We start from the raw sequence: 25,853 nt of genomic DNA, 5'->3' as shown, positions 1-25,853 counted from the left end.
TGTTGTGGTTATGAGGGGCCATGCTTCCAGAAATGGTGGTGATTGAAAAGAAAACAGTTGGGGACGTTCAGAAAAACAAAAGGCAGAATGCGCTAACATCCTGCCTTTAAAACTGAATTCGTTTTTTGTAATCAATCAGGCTGCGGACTTCTTTGAGGTACTGTCCTGTTTTTCGACCACGTTTTTTTCAAGCCATTTGGCAATTTGGGTTGCTGCTTTTTCCCATTTTGCGTCAAACATCATGGCGTGTGCGATATCATCAAGCAGAATGCAATCCGCCCCAAGACGTCTGGCAGTATGATTGACCAGTTCGCTTTGAATGATTTCATCATTGCGTGCCCCAATCGCCAGCATTGGCGGCAGATCGGTTTGGGATAGAAACACCGGATTGGCACCCATCATATCCATCAGGGCGCGGTGGCTTTCCGTTTCAAGGCGACCGAAATAAATCATGCCTTCGTCCTCGGCGATGTCGGGCGACAGCATGGCGCGCCCAAGCCTGTCTCGCAGCAGGGTGTGCGGTCCGATTGCCTGAAGCCAGAACATCTGAAGATAAAGATCGGGCTTTGCCATCGCCATCATGGTGTTGCTGGCAAGAAGGCCTTCCGGCGGGACGGATGCCATCAGTACCGCAGCGGCGGCCTTATGTTTTTCAAGATATTTCTGGATGATGTAACCACCCATCGAATGCCCGATCAGGATCGGCTTCTGTCCCAGTGTGTCGACAACGGTTTCGAGGTCTTCGACATAATCATCTATCGATGCCAGACTGCGAAGGTCGCGTCCACCGCTGCCGCCATGGCCACGCAGTGAAAATGATATGGTTTCAAACCCCTGATCGGCAAACCAGGTCAGAAAGTGTTCGTTCCAGCACCAGGCGCCGGTAAACGCGCCGTGAACGAAAACAATCGGGGTTTTGCATTTGGGCTTGTCGCTTGGACTGCGGCGAAAAATCTCCAATTCGGGACTCATGGCAGGCCTCCTGCATGCGAATTGTGTGAGGATCCTGATAACCTAACATGAAAATCGGCACTTCGCATCTGCAGCATTCGTTTGGATAAGATATAATCATACAAATGTATCTAAAATTGTCCGAAATTGATTGCCGGTGATTGTCAGTGTCGGCTGCTTTGCATATGATCTTAAGGGGATAATTTTGATAATGGGGTATCGGTCACGTTCACGATGAACCGGTAAAACAATGAAAACGAGAGCATAGAAAAGCTGGGGTAGATGGTAGAATTATCGGTGGTCGGTATTCTTGCGGGGCTTGATCAGGCGGCACTTGCGGATGTCGAGCGGCACATCAACCGAAAAACATTTTCGGCCGGTGCGCAGATTATTGAACCGGAATCGGACAGTTCGGATGTCTATCTGATCCTGTCGGGTAAGGTCAGGATCGTGAATTATTCGCTATCGGGGCGCGAAATCACGCTGGAGGAAATCGGGGCAGGCGGCTGTGTCGGGCACCTTTCGGCCATTGATGGCGAACCCCGTTCGGCGTGTGTGCTGGCCGTTACCAATACCGACGTTGCCATTGTCAGTCCGGCCAATTTCGAAAAAATCGTCAAGAACCACCCATCTGTCGCTTGGAATGTCATTCATGAACTCGCGCGTATCGTGCGGACGTCGACCCGGCGGATTGTCGATGTCAGTACCCTTGGCGCGAACGAACGTGTCGTGGCGGAAATTCTGCGTTGCGCGCAGATCGCGGTTGCAGGTGACGGATCGGCAACGTTAAACCCGGTGCCGGTTCATTCCGACATTGCCGGGCGTGTCAGCACATCGCGCGAAACGGTTGCGCGAGTTATGGGCAGTCTGGCGCGCAAGGGACTGGTAACCAAAAACGATACCGGTCTTTATGTTCCCGATGTACGACGTCTGGAAGAATTCCTGAGTGAGTCGATCCATTGATTGGTCAAGTCGGTTGCGAAATGATGAAATGTCGACAGAAAGTCGAAATTGTTTCGCCAATTGTGACGGGTGTCACAGAAACCTTTGGCCAGACCGGATAGAAAAACAGGGTGACGGGCATTTAAATGGTCCGGCACATCTCCCCCAAGAGAGTTTACTGGCCGTACAATTTTTTGTACGGCCATTTTTTTGCGTTTGATCATGGCGCGCCCAGCTACTGGTCTATAAAGTATCGCCAGTTTAAGGCTTTATAAAATCAGGAAACATCTTCATGCGGTTATCTGTTGTTTTGGCGGGGCTTAATGGGGCAATTGCCGTCGCACTTGGTGCGTTTGCAACCCACGGCATGGCAGGCGAAGAAATGAGCCGCGCCCGTGATCTTGTCGAAACTGCCGCCCATTATCAGCTGGTTCATGCGGCGGGTGTTGCGGCCATCGCAGCCCTTGCCCATCAGGTGCCCGATGAACGGCTTTTGCGCTGGGCGGCATATGCGATGCTGGCGGGTATTTTATTCTTCTGTGGAGCGCTTTATGTCATTGCCTTTGCCGGGATAAGCGCCTTTGGTATGGTGGCCCCAATTGGCGGGCTGTCTTTCATTACCGGCTGGCTGATGCTGGCGGGGGCAGGGTGGAAAAGATTCTCAGCCTGACAGGAGTTGGGGCGTTTTATCAAGTCCACCAAACAATAAAAAAAAGACGCGACCCGAAGGTCACGTCTTTTTTTTATTCCGGTAACCTAATCAGCCGAGGCTGAAAGATTACTTCATTTTCGCTTCTTTGAACTCGACGTGCTTGCGCACGACCGGGTCGTACTTGCGAAACGAGAATTTCTCGGTGGTGTTCCGCGGGTTCTTCTTAACGACGTAGAAGTAACCGGTGTCAGCGGTGCTTACCAACTTTACGAGGATCGAAGCGGGCTTCGCCATATCTCAGCTTCCTGTGTTCAGGTGTATCTCAGGCCGCGGAACATAAAGGTTATGCGCCGGGTGTCAAGCCATTTTGGCAAAAAATAATGCCATTTTTATTGCGAGGCAAAGGTATCGGCAATCTCATTGATCGGAAAATGAGCCAAATCCTTGTAACCTGAGAGGTTTTTGATTAATTCAAGCGCGATATCAATGTCGTTTTCATCAACGCCCTGACGGGCCGGGCACACCTTTCTAAGGTCCTGTCGTGCCTGTTCGTTCTGATAATCAAGATTGCGCCATTTTGTCATCACGGCAACCATGTCATCGCGATGGGCCAATGCCGATTTGATCTGTTCATCCGGACCAACTCCGTCGGCTGTTGTGCAGATCGACGGGAAAAGTCCGATACGGTCAAATGTGTAACCGGATGGAGCCGTCATCTGTGACCATGTAAAGGTCAGGGTACCCTTGTTTGAAAGATCATTGATCGCCTGAACCGATCCCTTGCCAAAACTGGTTGACCCGATCAGGACGGCGCGATTGCGGTCCTGAAGGGCCGCGGCGACCAGTTCGGCCGATGATGCCGTTCTGCCATCAATCAGAACCACAAGCGGCGCACCGCGGGTCAGGTCCTCGGCATCGGCCTTGAAGATATGGCGCGCTGCCATCACGCGTGATCGGGTATTGGCAATCGGGCCACCGGCAATAAACAGATCGGCAACCTCCACACCCTGCTGCAAAAGCCCACCACGATTGCCGCGAAGGTCAAGGATCACCCCGCGCAAACCACCGGGATAAAGATCGGCCTTCAGGATTTCATCGCCAAGCGCCTGTGCCGTCGCGCTGTTAAAACTGGCGATCCGGGCAATCAGAATATTGTCGCGAATTTCGGCAAAAACGGTCCGGCCGATAACGCGTTCGCGCATGATTTCAACCGGTGTGACGACCGGGCTATCGGCCCCATTGATTTCGATTGAAACACGTGTGCCTTCCTCACCATGCAAAAGGTCGCTGGCATAGGTCGCGGTCCGGTTATAGAGGTTGATCCCGTTCACCGAAATCAGTTGATCGCCGATATTAAGGCCTGCCTTGGCCGCCGGGCTGTCTTCGTGCACTTTCTTGATGACCGGATATCCATCGCCACCGATCAGTCGCACGCCAACCCCGATATAACCATCGCGCCGTGTCCGCGCCGTTTCGGCCTGGCTGGGACCCTCGTAACGGCTGTATCGATCAAGATTCTTGATTGATCCACTGACAAGGGCCGATTGTACCGAAAGCGGATCGGCATGGCGCAAATCTGGTGAATAAACCCGGTAAATACCAACGCCCTTAAGCGTCAGCTCCGTCCACAAAAGGGTGTCCTGTTCTTCGCTATCTGCAGCGGGCAGGGCAAGATTGCGAACGGTTTTACCGTTATATCCAAGGATGATTTCGTCAGGCGTCATGCCGATGCGAATGTTCGGATCAATGGTCGAAAGCCCGTCAAGCGCATTGACAACGATCTGTTCACGGCCAATTGGATCAATATATCGGGTCGCGACCAGTTCAATGGCTTGTGACATTACATCGCGGGTCTGCGCATCATCGCTTGAAATGATCACATTCGCACGCTGGGTCACACACCCCGCCAGCAAAAGGCAAATACCAACCATCCCGGCAACACGCCTTATCGGGCGCAAAACCGGACGGAAAGAAACAGTATCGAAGTCCTGTGTGGCTGATGCCAAAATGTGCTCAATCCGAAAGGAGATGGATCAAAGTGAAAGTCATTCTACTGCGAATGATGTGCAGTCGACAATGACTATCCCTTGATCTTCATCGCCCATTGGGTGCCAAGCACCGCCCCCTTGATAAATGGCAGGAAGCCGAGGCAAAGCAAAACGGTGATCGGCAGCCAGACAGACAGTTGCAGCGCCATGGATGGCTGCATGGATTGTTCCATCGTAAGCGCCCCGCCAACAACGATATGGCCGACAATGAAAATCGTGAAATAGGGTGGTGCATCATCACAGCGATATTCGCCGATCGGATGCGCACAGCAATCACATTCCTGACGCAGCTTCAGGTACCCGCCAAACGCAAGTCCATGCCCGCAATTGGGGCATTTCCGGCGGAAACCGCGGCTAAGACCGGTCAGCAGGCGCGACCCGCTGCTTTGTTCGCTATATTCTGGCTGCATGGTGGCATTCGTTCCTGTTTTTTGATCCAGCCCCTTGATCGGGCCGAAAAAAAGGGGCATTGAAACGGATATCTATCATCATGAAGTTGAAGTGATCGGGCAAGTGCTTTTCTGGCATGGCTGAAAACCCTGCGAAACGCCCTTATAATGCCGACTCTTTGATACTGATGTCTTCAACCCGGTACAGGAGCGCCCAGATGGGGAATGCAGACGATATCGTCGCCCGACTGAAACAGGATTTCATTGAAGACACTCTGGAACGCACAGACCGCATCGAAACCACCATTGATCGTGTTGCCGGCGGTATGGACAAGGCTGATGTTGGCATCGCCGAACTGCGGCGCGAAGCCCACACAGTCAAAGGCCTGGCCGGATCGTTCGGTTTCCCGCTTGTCGGCGCGATTGCGCACCGCATGGAAGATTACATCGCCGAACTGACTGAAATTGATGATCTCGAAGCCGCATCGCTTGTCGATTTCACGACATGGATCCGCGAAATCATCGAAAGCGGGACCAATCCACCGGCTGAGGAAGAAACCCGCATTCTGCGCTCATTGCCGACCCGAAGCGCAAAAAAGGGGGATGAGGATAGCGTCTCGATCATGCCAACAGCGCATGACAAGGAAGTTCTGATTGTCACTGCAACCACGGTTCAGGCGCACTTTCTGCAGCGCGAATTGCGCGAAAAGGGGTTCCGGACCATTACCGCGCGTAACGCAGTCGAAGCATTCGAGACCGTCGTGCTATCGCGCCCGGATGCAATCATCACTGCGGCGGTCCTTGATGGTTTGAGCGGTATCGAGTTGATCCGCGCCCTTGCCGCAATGAAAACCATGAAGGACAAGGCGCTTGGCCTTCTGACCAGCTTCGAGGCATCTCACCCCGATCTGGAAGGTCTGCCATCAAATGTCGTGATCATTTCAAACCGGGGCAAGCAGACGGCCGAGCATCTGGCAAAGTTCATTGAAACGCTTGACTGATTGCAACATCCGATATCAACGAAAAAGGGCGACCATCGCGGCCGCCCTTTTTCTTTAACTATCGCGTTTGGTCGTGTTGCGTGCGACCCGGCTTGATGCCACCAGTTTGCGCTGTTTTTTTGGTGTGGTTTTCTTCTTGCCTGCAGCCTTGGCACCAGGCTTGCTGCCCGGGTTTCCCCCACGGGGGCCACCACCAGATGCACCGCTTTTATCCTTTGGATTGGCGCGGAAACCCGGTTTGGTGCCGTGGCGGTGGCTGCGATCACCGGGGCTGCCACGGCGTTTGCCGCGCCCGCGTGGCCGTTCAATCAGGTCACGGTCGGTAATATCGGCATGTCCCGCCAGACGAAGCGCAAGCGACCCGGTTGCTGCATCCGCCTCGGCAATGCGGACAACGACATCATCACCGAGACGGAATGTCTTGCCGCGATTTTGCCCGACCAATGCATGTCCGATGGCATCATGCACATAATAATCATCGGGCAGGGTGGATATCGGGACCAAACCATCCGCGCCCGTCTCGTTGAGCGACACGAACAGGCCAAAATGCGTGACCCCCGAAACACGACCGGGGAATTCCGCGCCGACCTTGTCGGCCATATAGGCTGCAACATAACGATCAACTGCATCACGTTCGGCCATGGCCGCCCGTCGTTCGGTGCCGGAAATGTCTTCGCCGATCTGCTCGAACCGTTCGCCATCTTCGGGCGGTAATCCGCCTTCGCCAAGTTTCAGGCCCGCAATCAGCGCGCGATGCACCAGAAGATCGGCATAACGCCGGATCGGGGATGTGAAATGGGCATATTTCTTAAGGGCGAGACCAAAGTGCCCGATATTGTCCGGGCTATACATCGCCTGCGACTGGCTGCGCAGCACGACCGTATTGATCAGCTCGGCCTCGGGTGTGTCCTTGGCCTGTTCAAGGATGCGGTTGAAATCGCGCGGGCGCAGGACCGCCCCCTTGTTCAGCTTGTATCCAGCCCCTTCAAGGAATTCATGAAGTGCCTCAAGCTTTTCCTCGCTTGGCGCATCGTGAATACGATACATGCAGGGCTGCTTGATCCGTTCAAGTTCCTCGGCCGCACAGACATTGGCCGCCACCATGAATTCCTCGATCAGCTTGTGGCTGTCAAAGCGTGCCCGCGGGGCAATGGCAATAATTTGGCCCTTGTCATTCAGCTCGATCTTGCGTTCCGGAAGGTCAAGTTCCAGAACACCGCGCCCTTTGCGGGCTTCAAGAAACGCTTCATACGCGCCGTAAAGCGGCTTTATAATGGTGTCAAGCAACGGTCCGGCGGTGTCATCGGGAAAGCCATCCATCGCGCGCTGAACCTGATCATAGGTCAGGCGCGCTGCTGATCGCATCATCCCGCGACAGAATTTATGCCGCAACTTGGTCCCGTGCTTGTTCAGCCACATCTCGACGGCCATACAGCCGCGATCTTCATGCGGAACCAGTGAACACCAGCCGTTGGACAGTTCAAACGGCAACATTGGCACAACCCGGTCCGGGAAATAGCAACTGTTGCCTCGCTTTACCGCTTCACGGTCGAGCGCATCATGCGGGCGCACATACCAGGATACATCGGCAATCGCGACCATGATGTGCCAGCCACCTTCATTTTCCGGATCAGGATCGGGTTCAGCCCAGACGGCATCGTCAAAGTCACGCGCATCGGCCCCATCAATCGTCACCAGCGGAATATCGCGCAGATCGGTGCGCTTGCCCATCGGTGTCGCCTTGGACTCACGCGCCTGCAATTCTACTTCGGGCGGGAATTCAAACGGAATGCCGCGCGCATGGATCGACACCAGACTGATCGATTTCGGTTCGTTGATATTGCCAAGGACTTCGGTAATCCGGCCCTTGCGCAGGCCGAAATGCTTGCCCGGCAGAATTTCCGTCAGAACCAGCGCCCCACCTTCAAGATCGGGATGATCATCCAGCGGCACGGCAATCTCGCCCGCGTCCTTGCGGTCTGTGGGCACAACCCGACCTTCGCGTTCATTGGGGCGGAAAATGCCCAGAACACGTTGCGGGCCGCTGCCCAGAACCCGCATGATGCTGGCTTCATAGGTCTGCTTGCCGGTATAGCGCAGCTTGGCAAGGATCTTGTCGCCAATGCCCGGTGCGCTTGGTCCTCCGCGCCGGATCATTTTCACGTAAATTACCGGCGGTTCATAATCTTCTTTCCAGACATTGGGACGGGCAATTACCTCGCCTTCGTCATCAATGCCGGTGATTTCCAGTACCTCGACAGGCGGCAGGCGGTCGGGTTTGTCGAACCGTCTGCGGCCCTTGACTACGTCACCACCGATTTTCAGATCCTTCAGGATCTTTTTAAGCTCGATCTTCGCTGCACCCTTGATGTTAAAGGCGCGCGCAATCTCCCGCTTGCCCACCGGGGTGGGGCTCATATCGATGAATTCCATGATCTGTTCCCGTGTCGGGAACGGGGTTTTATTTTCTGTGTCGTTCGCCAACTTCGCGGCGTCCTTTCAATTGTATCGTCAAGAAAGAGGCGGCGATTAGTTCGCCGCCTCTTTCTTCGTTGTTTTCTTGGCTGCGGGTTTCTTTGCAGCGGTCTTTTTGGCGGCCGGTTTTTTCGCGGCCGCCTTTTTCGTCGTTGTCTTTTTTGCGGCGGCCTTGGTCGCCTTGGCCGGTTTGCCCGACTTGGCTTCCTTTTCCTTCAGCGCCGCAATGGCCATTTCCAGCGTGACATCTTCCTTGTTGGTGTCACGGGGCAGGTTGGCGTTGGTTTTCTTGTGTTTGACAAACGGTCCCCAACGGCCATCGGCCAGGAATATCGGTTCGCCGTCATCCGGATGTTTGCCGATTTCCGTGCCAGCCTTTTCTCGTTTGTCCGCAATCAGCGCAATCGCACGGTTTTCACCAACCGTCAGAACGTCATCCTCGGCCTTAAGCGATGCAAAGATGCTGCCAGCCTGAACATAGGGACCAAACCGGCCGACATTGGCCTTGATTTCCTCGCCCGTGTCGGGGAATACCCCCACCAGACGCGGCAATGTCAGCAATTCTTCCGCCTTGGTCAGATCGACAACCGATGGCTCCAAACCTTTTGGAAGCGACGTCCGCTTTGGCTTGACCTTTTTGGGTTTGCCGTTCTTGCCTTCGACTTCCTCTTCTTCACCCAACTGCACATAAACGCCGTACGGGCCTTTGCGCAGGGTGATTTCCTTGCCAGTTTCCTTGTCGATGCCAAGAACCTTGGGCCCTGAATCAAGTTCGGAATCACCACCATTTTCATTGGCAACCAGCGGACGGGTAAAGTTGCATTCCGGATAATTCGAACAGCCAAGGAACGCACCGAATTTGCCGAGCTTGAGGCTGAGCGTGCCATCAGTGCATTTCGGGCATTTATGCGGGTCCGTACCATCTTCGCGCGTCGGGAACAGATAGTTTTCCAGCATCACCTGAAGCGCATCAAGCACATCGGTGATTTTCAGTTCCTTGGCTTCGTCGACATTGCCCTTGAAGGCCGACCAGAACTGGTTCAGGACATCGCGCCAGGCAAGGCTTCCGTTTGAAACGTCATCAAGCTGGTTTTCCAGCTCGGCCGTAAAGTTGTACTGCACGTAACGTTCAAAGAATTTCGACAGGAACGCCGTGACCAGACGACCGCGGTCCTGTGCGACAAAGCGACGCTTGTCCAGCGTCACATAATCGCGATCCTGCAACACCGAAATGATCGATGCGTAGGTCGACGGACGGCCAATACCCAGTTCTTCCATTTTCTTGACCAGACTCGCCTCTGTATAACGGGGCGGAGGCTGGGTGAAATGCTGGTCGATACTGACTTTGCCAAGATCGGGCTTCTGGCCTTCGTTCAAAGGTGGCAGACGACGATCATTTTCGTCTTCTGCCTCGTCATCCTTGCCTTCCTGATACAGTTTCAGGAAACCATCGAATTTGACGACCGAACCATTGGCGCGCAGAACCACGTGATTGTCATTCGATGACAGATCAACCGCGACCTGATCGAATTTGGCATCTTCCATCTGGCAGGCGACGGTGCGTTTCCAGATCAGGGTATAAAGGTTCAGCTGATCCTTATCCAGGTGGCGCGCAACCTGATCGGGGCGACGGAACAGGTCCGTCGGACGGATGGCTTCGTGGGCTTCCTGTGCGTTCTTGGCTTTGTTGGCAAAGCTGCGTGCGCTTGGCGGCAGGTAATTTTCGCCGTAATCCTTGGAAATCAGGCGGCGGGCTGCGGCCAGTGCTTCGCTTGAAAGAATCACGGCATCGGTACGCATATAGGTGATCAGACCAACTGTCTCGCCACCGATATCAACCCCTTCATAAAGGCGCTGTGCCAGCTGCATGGTGCGTTTCGCGCCAAAGCCCAGTTTACGTGATGCTTCCTGTTGCAGGGTCGAGGTGGTGAAAGGCGGCTGCGGACGACGTTTGACGTCTTTGCGCTCGACTTTTGAAACGGTGTAGCTGCGGCTTTCGACCTTTTCCTTGGCAATGGTCGCGGCACCCTCATTGCCCAGTGCCAGCTTATCAAGCTTCTCACCGTTCAGATGGGTCAGACGCGCGGTAAAGTTGCCCTCAGGCACCTTGAAACCGGCTTCGAGTGACCAGTATTCGTCGGGGCGGAATGCTTCGATCTCAATCTCGCGTTCGCAGATCAGACGAAGGGCGACGGATTGCACGCGACCCGCCGACCGCGAACCGGGCAATTTGCGCCACAGAACCGGCGACAGGTTAAAGCCCACCAGATAATCAAGGGCACGGCGCGCCAGATAGGCATCGACCAGTTCCTGATTAAGCTCGCGTGGATTGGCAATCGCGTCCGTCACGGCCTTTTTGGTAATCTCGTGGAACACAACGCGATGAATATCGCGACCGCGCAAAAGCTTTTTTTGTTCCAGAACTTCCAGAATATGCCACGAAATCGCTTCCCCTTCGCGATCCGGGTCAGTCGCGAGATAGATGGTGTCGGCATCGCGTGCGGCCGATGCGATCTCACGGATCTGTTTTTCGGAACGGCCATCGGTTTCCCAGACCATTGCAAATTCGTTGTCGGGATCAACTGATCCATCTTTTGACGGAAGATCGCGGATGTGACCAAACGAGGCCAGCACCTTGTAATCGTCACCGAGATATTTATTGATCGTCTTGGCTTTGGCCGGGGATTCGACGATGACAAGATTCATTACGTTTTTCGTGTCCGGTTCTTGCGCCCTAGGGCGAAAATGTATGTCGTGCTGCGAATGACCCGAATGTCCGACACATATATATAGTGTGATCGTATTTCAGATCAGATTGCGCAAATTGCGGCAAATCACAACAATATTGTCGCAGCACAGATGTCTGCGACACTCATTCGGCGATACGCGATACCCTATTTCCGGGGTGACGTTCAACCCTTCCTGCAAGCTCAAGCTCAATCAGCATGGTCGAAATCACATCGGCAGGCATGCCAGAAGCCCGGATAAGCTGATCAATCAGAAGCGGGCTGGACGACAATAATTCAAGTATATGGTCCGTTTCACGGTCTCCGTTTCGGACCGGGGCAGGGATCCCTTTTTCTTCTTGGTTATCAATGCTTTGTGGGGTGTCGACGATGATTGCGCTTTGGGCATCGCGTTCGATGGATTTGGTGATGTCGCTGAAATCATCTGATGAACTGGTTGTGGTTGTCGCGCGGCCGTCGATGGCAAAATGATGAATTCCTTCACGCAGGTGGTTGTTTTGTTCGGAAACACGCAAGGCATCCAAAATCACATCAACGGAGTCGCACAGGATCGCCCCGTCACGGATCAGGCTGTTGGGGCCTGCCGCACGCGGATCGGTCGGACTGCCCGGAACAGCAAAAACATCACGCCCCTGTTCTCCGGCAAAACGCGCGGTGATCAGCGATCCGGAATTGCGTCCGGCCTCGACCACGACAATACCGTGCGACAGGCCGGAAATGATGCGGTTGCGCCGTGGAAAATGCCGAGCCTGCGGATTTAACCCCGGTGGCATTTCCGAAATCACGCAGCCATTTTCGCAAAGCTTGCGATACAGATCCGCATGTTCACGCGGATATATCACATCCACACCCCCACCCAGAACTGCAACGGTGCCGCCATCTGTATTTGCGACTTGCAGGCAGGCATCATGAACCGCGCCATCAATCCCGCGCGCCATGCCCGATGCCACGACATATCCGGCGTCACACAGGGCAGCTGACAAACGCCTGGCAAAACCGCATCCATTGGCCGATGCATTGCGGGCGCCGACGATCCCGATGGTTGGCCTAGTCAAAAGTTCAACACGACCCAGAGCATAAAAATAGGGTGGGGCATCCTCGATCACGGCCAGCATCGCCGGATATTCCGGATCACCGATAATCACCGGCTTGGCATCGCAGGCACGTGCCTGATCAATTTCGGCAATCGTGTCTTCGCGCGTTGCCAGAACAATCTGCCGCTTGCCACCGGCGCGCGCGATGATATCGGGCAGGGCATCAATGGCATTGCGTGCCGATCCGAACCGCTCGATCAGCTTGCGGAATGTGACCGGGCCAACATTGGTACTGCGCGCCAGTCGCATACGTGCGAGGCGTTCAGATTGCGGTAATCGTATCGGTTGTTGTATATCTGAAACCATAACGCCCGGATTGTGATCATCCGGGCGTTGTTTCGTCAAGCTATTCCAACTGCACAGCTTATTCTTCGCTGGTGGCTGCGGCTTCTTTTTTCTTCTGGCCGATTTTCGGCTCTTCGCCTTTAATAAGGCGGCGGATATTGCTGTGATGTGCAGCCCAGACAATCACAGCAAGGAAGATTGCAAGCCACCCGGCACCGGGATCATTCGCGATCAGGAAGGCGGCAATCGGGGCGGCAATCATCGCAATCAGGGCCGAAAGCGATGAAATGCGGAAAATCAGCGCCATGACAAGCCACGTTGCCGCCGCGACAAGCCCCATGATCCAGTCGACCGCAACAAGGGTCCCAAGGGTGGTGGCAACACCCTTGCCGCCCTTGAAACGCAGCCACACAGGGAACATGTGCCCGACAACCGCAGCACCACCGGCAAAAATACCGGCCTCGGCACTGACAAAATGGGTAAATAGCAGGGCTGCTGCCGCACCTTTGCCGACATCGCCGACAAGTGTCAGGAACGCCAGAAATTTGTTGCCGGTACGCAGTACGTTGGTCGCACCGATATTGCCCGATCCGATCTTGCGGATATCGCCAAGTCCGGCCATCCGCGTCAGAACCAGACCAAACGGGATCGAGCCCAGCAGATAACCGCAAACGGTCGCAATCTGCAGCGACATCAGGGTTGCCTTGTAAGTGGCATCAAGTTCCATATTCACGCGCCTTCCGCGACAGAGGGATCGGCAAAAACCTCGCGGCCATCAATGATGGTACGCAGGACACGGCCTTGGGTAAGGCGGCCGTCAAACGGTGAGTTTTTCGATTTTGACTCGAATTGATAAGGATCGATCTTCCAAGGGCGATCTGGATCAAACAGCACCAGATCGGCCGCTGTCCCGATTTCAAGCGTACCGGCACCCTTGATGCGCACCAGTCCCGCCGGTGCCGTCGTCAGCTTGGTAATCACATCAAGCATCGACATGTGCCCGTTATGATAAAGCTCCAGCGTGATCGGCAGAAGTGTTTCAAAACCAACACCACCAGCGGCGGCCTGCGCAAAAGGCAGGCGTTTGGAGTCAACATCTTGCGGGTTATGGTCAGATGCGATGGCATCAATCGTGCCATCGGCAAGGCCCGCCACAATCGCCTGACGGTCGTCTTCGGACCGAAGTGGGGGCGACAGCTTGGCAAAGGTCCGGTAATCCGAAACTGCATTTTCGTTAAGCGCAAAATAGAATGGGGCCGTATCGCACGTGACCTTAAGGCCGCGTTTCTTGGCCTTGCGGATTATCTCGACCGACTCTCCTGTCGAGATATGGGCAAAATGCAACCGCCCGCCCGTCATTTCCACCAGCCGTAAATCGCGTTCGATCTGCATGACTTCGGCGAGTGGCGAAACACCGCTAAGGCCAAGGCGGGTGGCAAGTTCGCCGCTATTCATCGACGCACCCTTGGAAAGTTCCGGTTCCTCGGGATGCTGGACAATCATGCCGTCAAAGAAGGTCGAATAGGACAATGCCTGTCGCAGCAACCGGGCACTGGCGATGGTTTTTACGCCATCGCAAAATGCGACCGCGCCAGCCTGATGCAAAAGGCCCATCTCGGTGATTTCGCCACCCTCAATACCCTTTGATACCGCGCCATAGGCAAAAACCTTGGCCAGGCCCACCTTACGGGCGCGGCGGGCGATGAATTCGACACCGGCGACATCATCAATCACCGGATCGGTGTTGGGCAGGGCGATGATCGTGGTGATCCCGCCAGCCGCCGCCGAACGACCGGCGGTTTCGATGGTTTCCTGATGTTCGAACCCTGGATCGCGCAATTGCGCACGCATATCGACAAGCCCGGGCGCAAGACACGCACCCGCAGCATCAACAATCTCGCAATCCTTGGGGAGGTCGTCACGGGTGACCTGCGCACCGCAATCGATGATCTTGCTGTTTTCAATCAGGATGCCACCCGTACTGTCGGTCTGTGCCGCCGGGTCAAGCAGGCGGGCATTGATGATGGCCTTGCGGCCCGTGCCCTTTACGCGAATGGCTGGGGTCATGCCTGGCCTCCTGCCTGTCTGTGGTTCTGGACCAGCAATTCAAGGGCGGCCATGCGCACCGCAACCCCCATTTCAACCTGTTCGCGGATGACGGATCGTTCGACGTCGTCGGCGACTTCGCTGTCGATTTCCACCCCGCGATTCATCGGACCGGGATGCATGATCAGCGCATCGGGCTTGGCATTGGCAAGCTTGGTGCGATCAAGGCCGTGGAAGTGGAAATATTCGCGGACGGACGGGATAAAGCTTCCTTCCATGCGTTCCAGCTGAAGGCGTAGCATCATGACGATGTCGCAATCCTTGAGGCCTTCTTCCATATCATGGAAAATCTCGACCCCCATCCGGTCGATCTTTGACGGGATCAGGGTCGGTGGCGCGACAAGGCGCACGCGCGATCCCATGGTATTAAGCAGCAGGATATTGGACCGGGCGACGCGCGAATGCGCGATATCGCCGCAGATCGCAACATTAAGCCGATGCAGGCGGCCCTTGTGGCGGCGGATGGTCAGCGCATCAAGCAACGCCTGTGTCGGGTGCTCGTGGCGGCCATCCCCGGCATTGAGAACCGCACAATTGACCTTCTCGCTCAGAAGCTTGACCGCACCGCTGTCACCGTGACGGACCACAAGTGCATCGGGGTTCATGGCATTGAGCGTCATTGCCGTATCAATCAGGGTTTCACCCTTTTTAACCGAACTGGTGCCGACCGTCATGTTGATGACCATCGCACCAAGCCGCTTGGCAGCCAGTTCGAACGATGTCAGCGTTCTGGTCGAATTTTCATAGAACAGATTGACGACCGTGGCCCCGGCAAGAATGTTACTGGTCTTGTCTGCGGTGCGGTTCTTTTCCGCATAATGCTGGGCACGATCAAGAATAAGGGTGATTTCCCCCGGGGTAAGACCTTCGATACCGAGGAGGTGAGGGTGCGGATAGTGATCCGCCGCTGGTCCCATGACACTCATGGCGTTGCACATATTCCTTAAATGGTATGGGCAGAATTTCGCGCGGAGCATACCCAATTGCCCCTGCCACGGAAAGTTAAAATATTGCCCCAACATCCTGACCGAATGGTCAATATTTCGCTTGGTTTAAATCACACCACATGCAGCAAAACCGCAAGGATCGGAATGCTGACAATCGCGACAAGCGTATGGACCGTAATGATGCTGGCCATCATCGGGGCGTCACCACCCATCAGGCGCGCCAGCACAAAGGCACTGGCCGAACAGGGCAATCCGGCATACAGCACAACCGCCGCCAGTTCGACCGGCGGCAGGCCGAGCAAAAGGCAAAGCCCCGCTGCAATTGCCGGGCTGATGACAAGTTTGCCCAGCGTGGAAAATCCGACCGGCCCGCCAGCACGCCGTGCCGCCGAAAGATCAAGACCCGCACCAACCGCCAGAAGCCCGATTGGCAATGCCGCACGCCCCAGAATTTCGAGAAACGGCCCGATCACCGGCGGTAGGCCAAATCCCGTCATATTGATCGCAATGCCCATAACACATGCCATCAGCAACGGATTACGCAAAACATCACGCAAAAGCGACATCACGCCGGGCGTACGGTCATTATCGCCCCAATGCGCGCAGGCCAGAACCGAAAGCACATTGACCGTTGGTACGACAAGGGCGACGCAAAGAGCGGTGACCGTTAACCCGGCTTCACCCAAAAGGGCGGCGGCAACCGCAAGCCCGATATAGGTATTGGGCCGGATCGCTCCCTGAAACAGCGATGAAAAGGCCGGGTTGCTGACTTTCAAAACCGGCTTGGAAATCAGAATAAGAACGGTGCAGATAAAAACCGTGCCCAGCATCGCGGTCGCAATCCCCGCCAGCGGCAGGCTGCCCAGATCGGCCCGCGCAGTATTGGAAAAAAGCAATGCCGGGAATGTCACATAATATGTCAGCTTTTCCGCGCCTGTCCAAAACGCATCAGGCAGGAATTTGCGTTGCCGCAGGATAAAACCAAGCACGATCAGGGCAAAGGTCGGGATCAGGGCGGACAGGATGGCTAACATGGGGCGCTTTCGAAAATATCTTGCGGCACGGTGGGATGGTTATTAATCGGTTGTTATGTGATTTGCTGTGATGCTTTGCATTGCAGCAGTTTGACCTGGCGTCGTATCGACAAGACTGACTGTTTAATGGCATGGACATCCTGTGATAATTGATGTCGGTCAGATAATGCGTCCAACGCACTGATTTATCAATTGAAAGAAATTCCTGCGCTGGGACATGCCATGGCAGACAGGAATGCAATCAGGGGAAAGCCCATGAGTCGCGCAATCGATCATCTGGTTTTATGTGTCAATGATCTTGATGCGGCCTGTAATGCCTATCGCAAGCTTGGCTTTACCGTTACCCCGCGTGCCAATCACCCGTTTGGTACCGGCAATGCCCTCATCCAGCTTGAAGGCATGTATATCGAATTGCTTGCCGTGATCGAGCCTGAAAAAATCGCCGAAACCGATCTTGCCACACCGTTTTCCTTCCCGATTTACAATCGCGATTATCTGCGTCAGCGCGAAGGAATGTCGATGCTGGCGCTGCAATCGCGCGATGCCGAAAAGGATCGGGAGGACTTCATTGCCGCCGGTGCCGCCGTTCCGCGTGTCTTTAAGTTCGAACGCGAAGCAACCCGGCCGGATGGTTCCCTGACCGATCTGGCTTTTTCGCTGGCCTTTGCCAATCATCCGCTGTTGCGTCATGCGGTCTCGTTTGTTTGCCAGCATCGCCATCCGCCGCAGAATTTCTATTATCCGGAATATCAAAACCATGCCAACGGTGCCTATGCGATTGGCAAGGTGTTCCTGACGCATTGGGCGGCAGATGCGGTTACCGATTTCGTCGAGGAAATCGGAACTGACAGAATTGTCACAGCCCTGCACAGTGATGAAATGGTCACGCGCTTCGGGATTGATGACCTGGCATTCCCGACTGATGGCTTTGCCGGTTATGAAATCATCGTCGATAAGCTCGACACGATTGCAGAAGCCGCCCAATCTATGGGGGCCATCCATAAAAAGGGGCGCCTGATCCTGCCGCCATCGAAATTCTTTGGGACATTGGTTGTCTTTACAGCCAAAGAAAAAGCCGCCTGAACAAACAGGCGGCTGATCGTAAAATTTCGGAACCAACCGGTTCCGTTTGGCCGAAAATCAGGCGTCTTCGTCACCAAGTTCATCTTCGTCATCGTCGTCATCCGGGTTTGCTCCCGGATCGGTATGAAGATTAAGGTTATCAAGCGCACCCTGCAGGATATAGGCCGCCGCTGTTTTATCGACGACTTCCGCACGGCGTTTGCGGGTCATGTCGACATCCTCAATCAGGATGCGTTCAACCGCGTTGGTCGAAAGACGTTCATCCCAAAGCAGGATCGGCAGGTCGATATAATTCTGCATTTCGTCGACAAAGGCATAAACCCGGTGGCAGGCCTTGCCGATCGTGCCGTCAAGCTCACGCGGAAAACCGATGATGATACCACCGACATTCTGCTTGGTGACGATTGCCGAAAGTTCGGCAATATCACGCGTGAATTTCTTGCGCGAAATCAGCGAATAGGGGGACGCGATCTGTAGCCCGACATCCGAAAGGGCCACGCCAATGGTCTTGGTGCCGAGATCCAGCCCCAAAACGCGTGCTGCCGGTGTAAGAAACCGCAGCAATTCCTGTGTGTCATTGCAAATCATGGCGCCCTTATAGGTGCCTTGCCCGAAAAACGCCAGCGCATTTCAACCGGCGAAACGCAATACTGACATGCCTGAAACGTCGGTGAAAGCATGGCTTTGCCCCCTATGTCCGCCATGATCAGCTGGCAACTTTCCCAGCCGTTGGAAAAGTTGCCGAAATTGGCTGTCCCCGGCCCTTGCAGCAGCGGCGGCGGGGTGCTAGTTTCCGCGCTGTAATTTCAGGTTCCGGCAGGCTGCCTGCCTGCCGGGTGTTTTGTCATTCCTTAAGAGAGACTTTCATCCATGTCGTCTTTGGATAAGGAAACAGTTCGCAGGATCGCCTTTCTGTCGCGTATCAACGTGTCCGAAGAAGGGCTTGGCGAACTGGCGGGAGATTTGACCCGTATCCTCGATTTTGTCGAGGAACTGCAAGAAGTTGATGTCGAGGGGTGTGATCCCCTGACGTCGGTTGCCGATCTGACCCTGCCGATGCGCAAGGACGAAGTCACCGATGGCAATATCCAGCAAAAAGTGCTGTCAAACGCACCGATGACCGATGCTGGCTGTTTTGTCGTGCCGAAGGTGGTTGAATAATGACTGATCTGACAAATCTGACGCTTGCCGAGGCCCGCGACGGGCTGGCAAAGGGCGATTACACATCGGTCGAACTGACCGAAGCCCACATCAAATCAATGGAAGCGCACCGTAATCTGAACGCTTACATCATCGAAACCCCGGGAAAAGCCATCGAGATGGCCAAGGCATCCGATGCCAAGCGCGCCAAGGGCGATGCGGGCAAAATGGAAGGCCTGCCGATTGCGATCAAGGATCTGTTCTGCACCGAAGGTGTCCAGACGACCGCAGCATCGCACATCCTCGAAGGTTTCAAACCGGAATATGAATCCACCGTCACCACCAACCTGTTCAATAACGGTGCGGTCATGCTCGGCAAGGCCAACCTTGACGAATTTGCCATGGGGTCGTCCAATACGTCGTCCTATTATGGCAATGTCATCAACCCGTGGAAGGGCAAGGATGGCAAGGATTTGGTTCCGGGTGGTTCCTCTGGTGGTTCGGCTGCGGCTGTTGCCGCAGGCATGGCGCTGGCGGCGACCGGTACCGATACCGGTGGCTCGATCCGTCAACCGGCATCCTATTGCGGTATTGTCGGCCTGAAGCCGACCTATGGCCGTTGCTCGCGCTGGGGCATTGTCGCCTTTGCAAGCTCGCTTGATCAGGCTGGTCCTATGACCAGAACCGTTCGCGACGCTGCGATCATGCTGGGCGCAATGGCCGGTCACGATGCCAAGGACAGCACATCCGCCCCGGTTGCGGTTCCTGATTTCGAGGCCGCCCTGACGGGGGATATTCGCGGCATGAAAATCGGCATTCCCAAAGAATACCGTGTCGATAACATGCCCGAAGAAATCAACAAGCTGTGGGATAACGGTATTGCGATGCTGCGTGATGCGGGTGCCGAAGTGGTCGATGTGACCCTGCCGCACACCAAATACGCGCTTGGCACCTATTACATCGTCGCTCCGGCCGAGGCATCCTCGAACCTTGCGCGCTATGACGGCCTGCGTTACGGCCAGCGCGTCATGGACGAAGGCGATAGCTTGGACGACATGTATATGAAGTCCCGTGCAGCCGGTTTCGGCAAGGAAGTCCAGCGCCGCATCATGATCGGCACCTATGTGCTGTCGGCTGGTTACTATGACGCCTATTACAACAAGGCGCTCAAAGTCCGTCGTCGCATTTACGAGGATTTCGCAACCGCATTTGGCACCGTTGATGCCATTCTGGCACCGACCGCACCGTCGGCGGCCTTTGCGATTGGCGAAAACGAAGACGATCCGGTCAAAATGTATCTGAACGACGTCTTTACCGTTCCGGCAAGTCTTGCGGGTCTTCCGGGCCTGTCGCTGCCGACCGGGCTGTCTTCCGAAGGTCTGCCGCTTGGTCTGCAGCTGATTGGTAAACCGTTTGACGAAGAAACCGTTCTGCGTGTCGGTGGCGTGCTTGAAACTGCCGCCAACTTTACCGCGAAACCGGCCGGGCAGGAGGGCTGATCCATGACCTATATCATCGAAGGTTCAACCGGCCCTTGGGAAATCGTTGTCGGTCTGGAAGTCCACTGTCAGGTGGTTTCCAAATCCAAACTGTTTTCCGGTGCATCGACCACATTCGGTAACGATCCGAACACCAATGTCAGCCTTGTTGATGCGGCCATGCCAGGCATGTTGCCGGTCATCAACGAGGAATGCGTGCGGCAGGCCGTCAAGACCGGCCTTGGCCTTAAAGCCAAGATCAATCTTGAAAGCGTCTTTGCGCGCAAGAATTACTTCTATGCCGATCTGCCGCAGGGCTATCAGATTTCGCAGTTCGACAAACCGATCGTCGGCGAGGGGACCATTATCCTCGATATGCCCGATGGTTCGACCAAATCGGTTGGCATTGAACGCCTGCATCTTGAACAGGATGCCGGTAAATCGATGCACGATCAGGACCCGAAATATTCGCATATCGATTTGAACCGTTCAGGCGTTGCCCTGATGGAAATCGTGTCCATGCCTGATATCCGCACCCCGGAAGAAGCCGGTGCTTACCTGACCAAGCTGCGCGCGATTGTGCGTTACCTTGGCACGTGCGATGGCAACATGAACGAAGGTTCGATGCGTTGCGATGCCAACGTTTCGGTCCGTCGTCCGGGCGCTGAATTCGGCACGCGTTGCGAAATCAAGAACGTCAACTCCATCCGTTATGTGATGCAGGCAATCGAGATCGAAGCAAAACGTCAGGTCGAAGTCATCGAAGCCGGTGGCGAAATCGTTCAGGAAACCCGTCTTTACGATCCGCGTCTGGGTGAAACCCGTTCGATGCGGTCCAAGGAAATGGCACATGATTACCGCTATTTCCCGGATCCGGATCTGCTGCCGCTGGTATTCGATCAGGCCTTCGTTTCCGAAATCGAAAAGACCCTGCCGGAACTCCCGGACGAGAAAAAAGCCCGCTTCATGCGTGAAAACGGCCTGTCGGCTTATGATGCCGGCGTTCTCGTTGCCGATCAGGAAAAGGCGGCCTATTACGAAGTCGTTGCCAAGGGCCGCGACGGCAAACTTGCCGCGAACTGGGTGATCACCAATCTGTTTGGTGCGCTCAACAAGCTGGAAGTTCCTGTTACCGAAAGCCCGGTCACGGCCGAAAATCTCGGCAAGCTTCTGGACCTGATTTCGGATGACACCATTTCGGGCCGTATCGCCAAGGACGTCTTTGAAATCATGATCGAAACCGGCAATGACCCGGAAAAGATCGTTGAAGAAAAAGGTCTGAAGCAGATCACCGATACCGGTGCGATTGAAACCGCCATCGACGAAGTCATTGCGGCTAACCCGGACAAGGTTCAGGAAATCCGCGACGGCAAGGATCGCATGCTGGGTTGGTTCGTTGGCCAGGTCATGAAATCTACAGGCGGCAAAGCTAACCCGGGCATGGTCAATAAGATGCTCCGCGACAAAATCCTCGGCTGATTTCAATTATCAGACGACATGCAAAAGCCGCCCATTCGGGCGGCTTTTCGTTGCCGGTATACTTAACCTGGCTGGACAGATGCGCCTTATGTATTGATAATCGTCTTCAAAACCAATTAGCCAATTGCTACCCGAAGAGCTCATCAAACATACTTTCTTTGTAAAATCAGTATGTGTTTGCACGCTTTTTCTGTTTTAAATCACAAATTTGCTGCCTGTAAGAGTAGGCTCAAGTTGCTTGGGGAGGGCTCAACACCACGTTGCCTTTCGGCCTGCAGCATTTCATAACTTAAAACAATAACGCGTGCCGTCTCCGATATGCCCCATGTTCTATTGTTTTGCGCGCGATAAGATTCAATTTCCTTCAGAATCATACGTATCAAATCGGTATCCAACACGCGCGCTTGATCCCGCACTTCGTTTTTCAGCATGCTGCCCCGTCCTGTCAGCAGCCATCCGGCATCTATACCCTTATCAACCAATACAGCCAAAGACGAGGCTTTTGGTTCATTTTTGTCCAGCTCGTAACGTTCCCACGATTTGCGTGTAAGTCCGGCAAGGTCTGCTGCTTCTGAAGCGCTAAGGCCTATATGCTTTCTTGCTTGTCTCATTCGCTCGCTAAGGCCGGTTATCATCAGTGCTGTTCCTGTATCGAGTTGGGAGGCAAAAAATCAAAGAAAATAAACCTTTGATTTATCATTGATTTTAAAAATATCACCCAAGGTTGTTATGGTTTAAAAAAATACCATTACTGGTGTTTTTTCTTGATTATGGTTCATTTATGTACCATTGTTTCGTTTGTGTTGATGGTGCAGGCAGGTCGAACCTCGGTGTCAAGCTGAACTGGTTACATGTGTCTTTGTGTGACCGATTTTATTGCTCGGCCGATGTTTGGGGTCTGCAACCCATGTGCACTTGACGTTTCACTTTCCGATTGGAGTGTTGGTTGCTCCGAAGCAAATTCTGGGACGTAACGACAAGAAGTTTGGCGTAGTTCTCAGGATGATCGTTTCATAGCCTTCATTTCCGATAAGCATTCTATGACCTTAGAAAAAACTCATTATGACTTGAGATATTGCCGCATATTTCACTCAAGTTTCTTGCAGGCAAGTCGCGTTTATTCAAATCCATTGATTCCATGGAGCGATTTTGCGTAGGGCAAAACAATTTTCTCCGATAGCGGCGCGAAAGAGTTTGTTCTTTTGTATCAGGGCTCCCTCTAAATGTGTGGTTCGTTTTTGGGGAAACAATACTAAAGAATAGTTGTTGGAGCATGGGGGAATGATATGGGGCTTCTAAAGCGAATTAAAATCGCCACAAAGGTTGCGGGTGGTTTTGGGAGCATGTTGGCTTTGATGATCGCTATTTCGGCGATCTGCGTTGTTGCATTGATGGATGCAGATAACAATTTCAACGAGTACCGGTCGATTGCGCTGCAATCGAATCAAGCTTCACGTGTTCAGGCTAACATGCTTGAATCTCGCGTTTTGGTTCTGAATTATCAGATTGAACAATCTTCTGAAGTCCTTGAAAACGCAAGTCAAAGATTGGAAACGACTAAAAAGCTCAGTGCCGAATTTTTGTCTCTAATTAACGACCCGGACTACCTCGAAAGAGCGAAAGCTGTGGACCGGGATATTGCAACATATGCTGAGGGTGTTCGCAAGTTAAGTGCAATCACTGATCCCGCGGAACAACACCGTCTCGCTGAGAAAACTCTTAACGTTCTGGGGCCAAAGGTTGCGGGCGACATCGAACAGCTTAAACTGTCCTTTAAAGCCAAACAGGACGAGATCGGGCCCAAGGCAAAAGCAGAAAACGCTTTTGCCATTTTGCTTGCCACAATCATTTCTGCAATTGCTGTTGTGGTTGGTTTGGCCGCAGCTTGGTTGATCGGTGTTGGTATTTCACGACCGATTGTTACGATCACAAACTCGATGCGCGTTCTCGCCGGCGGCGACAAGACCATCGACATCCCGGGGCAGGATCACAAGGATGAAATCGGTGACATGGCCAAGGCTGTCCTGGTGTTTAAAGAAAACATGATCAAGGCAGAGGAACTGGCTGCTCAGGAAGTAGAGGCCCAAAAGCAGCGCGAAGCTCGCGCCAGATTGATCGAAAAGCTAACCGGTGACTTTGAAGGCGATGTGTCGATCGTTCTGAAAACGGTTGCGGATGCTGCGAGTGAAATGCAGCATACAGCAACGTCAATGACGGCAACCGCGGAAGAAACCAGTCGTCAGTCAACGGTGGTTGCCGCAGCGGCCGAGCAGGCATCTAATAATGTTCAAACCGTTGCCAGTGCCTCCGAAGAATTGAGTGCATCGATCTCTGAAATCAGTCATCAGGTTACCCAGTCGTCCCGTGTGGCCGATAAGGCTGTTGCGGAAGCGCAAACTACGAATGCACAAGTACGCGGGCTTGCAGAAGCGGCCCAGAAAATTGGTGATGTTGTTGGTTTGATCAGTGATATTGCGGCTCAGACCAATCTTTTGGCACTGAATGCCACGATTGAAGCTGCCCGCGCAGGTGAAGCCGGCAAAGGTTTTGCCGTCGTTGCCGCCGAGGTCAAAAACCTTGCCAACGCCACGTCCAAGGCCACCGAAGAAATCACCAGTCAGATTTCTGCCATCCAGAACGAAACAGAAGGTGCTGTTGTTGCCATTGATTCCATCGGAACAACCATCACCGAAATCAGCGAAATCGCATCGGCAATTGCCAGTGCGGTTGAGCAGCAAGGTGCCGCAACCGATGAAATCAATCGAAATGTTCAGGAAGCATCAGCTGGAACCGGCGAGGTAACGGTCAATATTCACGGCGTCAATGAAGCAGCGGCATCAACCGGTGCAGCGGCCGAGCAAGTGCTATCTGCCTCAAACAATATGTCTCAGCAAGCTGAAATACTGCTTCAGAAAGTCGAGACTTTCTTGTCGGCGGTAAAGGCAGCTTAGGCTGTCTGTGGCATTTCGCCAAAATTCAGACCCAGATATGGCTGATGAGCGCTAAACGAACTTGTATCAGCCTTATTTTTCAATGGTTAAGCTCGATTAATTTACGGGCTTAACCATTTTCTATGCGTATTTGCTTGTTGTCTGGTGAATTAATCCAGATGTTCCAGGTTTTTTGTAAGCTCACAGGTCAAACATCTTCCTAGGTGTCTGTGGTCCTGTAGTCGCGCGGTGATGTGCCAAGGATGCGTTTGAACATATTGCTAAACGCGGCGGGATTGTCATAACCAAGGTCCATCGCAATCGTCGTAACCGCTTCGCCTGCCGCCAGCCTTGGCAGGGCGGCAAGGATGCAGACCTGTTGACGCCATTCGACAAAGCTTGACCCGGTCTCCTTGCGAAACTGCCGGGTAAAACTTCGGCGGCTCATGCCTAGGTGATCGCACCAGTCATCAATGGTTTCATGCGGGGTCGGAGATGCCAGAAACGCCCGGCATTTATCCCGCAATGTCGCCTGTTCCGGCAACGGAAGCGACAGAGGCAGGACCGGCAACCGTTTGATTTCATGTTCAATCAGCGCCATCAATGCACCATCACGACCTGCCATGTCATATTCTGGCGGGACGGCAATGGCTTCGATCAGCAAATGACGCATCAGCGATGAAATTCCGACCACCTTGCACTGATTGTCCGTCGCACCAAGCCGGTCCGGGCGCAGATACAGCGACCGCAATTTGACATCGCCAAACAGGCGGACTTCGTGGATCACCCCGGCCGGGATCAGCATGCCGCGCTGTGGCGGCATCATCCATGAGCCTTGCGGGGTTGATGTCATCAAAGCTCCGGTCATGCCATACAGCAACTGATCGCGATCATGGCGGTGGGCGGCAATCACATGACCATCGGGATAATCCGTACCCAATGCGATGATCGGTCTTGGAACTTCGCGAAAAGATGACATCAATGCCTGCTTGCGCTGATTGGCCCACTCTCGTAATAAATTGACCCTAACGCGGTGGTGGGCCGTTTTGCAATTTTTATAATGATGATCAAC

At 54.0% G+C, this 25,853-nt stretch carries 22 protein-coding genes; 8 read left to right on the top strand and 14 right to left on the bottom strand.

Annotated elements, in window-relative coordinates:
• Positions 1–135: 135 nt before the first annotated feature.
• Complete coding sequence (locus TH468_RS13515; protein WP_085644943.1) at positions 136–972, bottom strand: alpha/beta hydrolase; 837 nt, start codon at positions 970–972, stop codon at positions 136–138.
• Positions 973–1,233: 261 nt separating this feature from the next.
• Here TH468_RS13515 and TH468_RS13510 point away from each other — a divergent pair, with 261 nt between their 5' ends.
• Together TH468_RS13510 and TH468_RS13505 are read left to right on the top strand one after the other, a co-directional pair.
• A complete protein-coding gene (locus tag TH468_RS13510) occupies positions 1,234–1,914 on the top strand; it encodes a Crp/Fnr family transcriptional regulator (protein WP_085644941.1) in 681 nt (226 codons plus the stop codon).
• A 271-nt stretch (positions 1,915–2,185) separates the two neighbouring features.
• Positions 2,186–2,563, top strand: a complete 378-nt coding sequence (locus TH468_RS13505; RefSeq protein WP_085644939.1) for a DUF423 domain-containing protein — start codon at positions 2,186–2,188, stop codon at positions 2,561–2,563.
• Between the two features lie 108 nt (positions 2,564–2,671).
• Here TH468_RS13505 and rpmG read toward each other — a convergent pair whose 3' ends face one another.
• The 3 genes from rpmG to TH468_RS13490 all read right to left on the bottom strand — a co-directional run bounded on the left by rpmG (position 2,672) and on the right by TH468_RS13490 (position 5,063).
• Positions 2,672–2,839 (bottom strand): 50S ribosomal protein L33, encoded by a 168-nt coding sequence (gene rpmG, locus TH468_RS13500; protein ID WP_007089918.1) that lies wholly within the window; start codon positions 2,837–2,839, stop codon positions 2,672–2,674.
• A 95-nt stretch (positions 2,840–2,934) separates the two neighbouring features.
• On the bottom strand, positions 2,935–4,551 hold the full coding sequence (locus TH468_RS13495; RefSeq protein ID WP_246832328.1) for a S41 family peptidase: 1,617 nt from the start codon (positions 4,549–4,551) through the stop codon (positions 2,935–2,937).
• Positions 4,552–4,625: 74 nt separating this feature from the next.
• Positions 4,626–5,063, bottom strand: a complete 438-nt coding sequence (locus tag TH468_RS13490) for a DUF983 domain-containing protein (RefSeq protein ID WP_007089916.1) — start codon at positions 5,061–5,063, stop codon at positions 4,626–4,628.
• Positions 5,064–5,200: 137 nt separating this feature from the next.
• Between TH468_RS13490 and TH468_RS13485 the strand changes: the two genes are divergently transcribed.
• Positions 5,201–5,983, top strand: a complete 783-nt coding sequence (locus TH468_RS13485; RefSeq protein WP_085644935.1) for an Hpt domain-containing protein — start codon at positions 5,201–5,203, stop codon at positions 5,981–5,983.
• Positions 5,984–6,037: 54 nt separating this feature from the next.
• Here the strand turns inward: TH468_RS13485 and rnr are convergent, their stop codons facing one another.
• From rnr to TH468_RS13450, 7 genes are all read right to left on the bottom strand, one after another.
• Positions 6,038–8,467, bottom strand: coding sequence for a ribonuclease R (gene rnr, locus TH468_RS13480; RefSeq protein WP_085644933.1), 2,430 nt, complete (start codon positions 8,465–8,467; stop codon positions 6,038–6,040).
• Between the two features lie 45 nt (positions 8,468–8,512).
• Entirely contained in the window at positions 8,513–11,164 is a 2,652-nt protein-coding gene (gene topA / locus TH468_RS13475) for a type I DNA topoisomerase (RefSeq protein ID WP_085644931.1), read from the bottom strand.
• A 166-nt stretch (positions 11,165–11,330) separates the two neighbouring features.
• Positions 11,331–12,644: a DNA-processing protein DprA gene (gene dprA / locus TH468_RS13470; RefSeq protein ID WP_246832327.1), complete on the bottom strand. Its 1,314-nt coding sequence runs from the start codon at positions 12,642–12,644 to the stop codon at positions 11,331–11,333.
• A 19-nt stretch (positions 12,645–12,663) separates the two neighbouring features.
• Positions 12,664–13,311, bottom strand: a complete 648-nt coding sequence (gene plsY / locus TH468_RS13465) for a glycerol-3-phosphate 1-O-acyltransferase PlsY (RefSeq protein ID WP_085644927.1) — start codon at positions 13,309–13,311, stop codon at positions 12,664–12,666.
• A gap of 2 nt (positions 13,312–13,313) precedes the next feature.
• Positions 13,314–14,651: a dihydroorotase family protein gene (locus tag TH468_RS13460; protein ID WP_139834717.1), complete on the bottom strand. Its 1,338-nt coding sequence runs from the start codon at positions 14,649–14,651 to the stop codon at positions 13,314–13,316.
• The gene (locus tag TH468_RS13455; protein WP_139834729.1) at positions 14,648–15,607 is read right to left on the bottom strand and encodes an aspartate carbamoyltransferase catalytic subunit; all 960 of its coding nucleotides are present in this window, start codon (positions 15,605–15,607) and stop codon (positions 14,648–14,650) included. The genes TH468_RS13460 and TH468_RS13455 overlap by 4 nt, the downstream gene beginning before the upstream one ends.
• Positions 15,608–15,747: 140 nt before the next feature.
• Positions 15,748–16,671 (bottom strand): AEC family transporter, encoded by a 924-nt coding sequence (locus tag TH468_RS13450; protein WP_085644923.1) that lies wholly within the window; start codon positions 16,669–16,671, stop codon positions 15,748–15,750.
• Between the two features lie 255 nt (positions 16,672–16,926).
• On the opposite strand from TH468_RS13450, the gene TH468_RS13445 reads away from it, so the two are divergent.
• Positions 16,927–17,754 (top strand): VOC family protein, encoded by an 828-nt coding sequence (locus TH468_RS13445; RefSeq protein ID WP_085644921.1) that lies wholly within the window; start codon positions 16,927–16,929, stop codon positions 17,752–17,754.
• A gap of 57 nt (positions 17,755–17,811) precedes the next feature.
• Here the strand turns inward: TH468_RS13445 and ruvX are convergent, their stop codons facing one another.
• Positions 17,812–18,342, bottom strand: a complete 531-nt coding sequence (gene ruvX, locus TH468_RS13440) for a Holliday junction resolvase RuvX (RefSeq protein ID WP_085644919.1) — start codon at positions 18,340–18,342, stop codon at positions 17,812–17,814.
• 282 nt (positions 18,343–18,624) lie between these two features.
• Between ruvX and gatC the strand changes: the two genes are divergently transcribed.
• Genes gatC through gatB form a run of 3 tightly spaced genes read left to right on the top strand, consistent with a single transcriptional unit; the run spans position 18,625 to position 21,851 of the window.
• Positions 18,625–18,915, top strand: coding sequence for an Asp-tRNA(Asn)/Glu-tRNA(Gln) amidotransferase subunit GatC (gatC, locus tag TH468_RS13435; protein ID WP_007089905.1), 291 nt, complete (start codon positions 18,625–18,627; stop codon positions 18,913–18,915).
• Complete coding sequence (gene gatA / locus TH468_RS13430; protein ID WP_085644917.1) at positions 18,915–20,393, top strand: Asp-tRNA(Asn)/Glu-tRNA(Gln) amidotransferase subunit GatA; 1,479 nt, start codon at positions 18,915–18,917, stop codon at positions 20,391–20,393. The genes gatC and gatA overlap by 1 nt, the downstream gene beginning before the upstream one ends.
• Before the next feature lie 3 nt (positions 20,394–20,396).
• Complete coding sequence (gene gatB, locus TH468_RS13425) at positions 20,397–21,851, top strand: Asp-tRNA(Asn)/Glu-tRNA(Gln) amidotransferase subunit GatB (RefSeq protein WP_085644915.1); 1,455 nt, start codon at positions 20,397–20,399, stop codon at positions 21,849–21,851.
• A 200-nt stretch (positions 21,852–22,051) separates the two neighbouring features.
• On the opposite strand, the gene TH468_RS13420 is transcribed toward gatB, so the two are convergent.
• Positions 22,052–22,486: a helix-turn-helix domain-containing protein gene (locus TH468_RS13420; protein WP_085644913.1), complete on the bottom strand. Its 435-nt coding sequence runs from the start codon at positions 22,484–22,486 to the stop codon at positions 22,052–22,054.
• A 651-nt stretch (positions 22,487–23,137) separates the two neighbouring features.
• On the opposite strand from TH468_RS13420, the gene TH468_RS13415 reads away from it, so the two are divergent.
• Entirely contained in the window at positions 23,138–24,802 is a 1,665-nt protein-coding gene (locus TH468_RS13415; protein ID WP_085644911.1) for a methyl-accepting chemotaxis protein, read from the top strand.
• Positions 24,803–25,001: 199 nt separating this feature from the next.
• Here the strand turns inward: TH468_RS13415 and TH468_RS13410 are convergent, their stop codons facing one another.
• Positions 25,002–25,760, bottom strand: coding sequence for a helix-turn-helix domain-containing protein (locus tag TH468_RS13410; protein WP_085644909.1), 759 nt, complete (start codon positions 25,758–25,760; stop codon positions 25,002–25,004).
• Positions 25,761–25,853 lie beyond the last annotated feature (93 nt).

Origin of the sequence: Thalassospira sp. MCCC 1A03138 (assembly GCF_002115785.1) — a bacterium.
Lineage (GTDB): Bacteria > Pseudomonadota > Alphaproteobacteria > Rhodospirillales > Thalassospiraceae > Thalassospira.
Note: the sequence above shows the minus strand (reverse complement) of the source record. Positions and strands in the feature narration are given on the sequence as shown.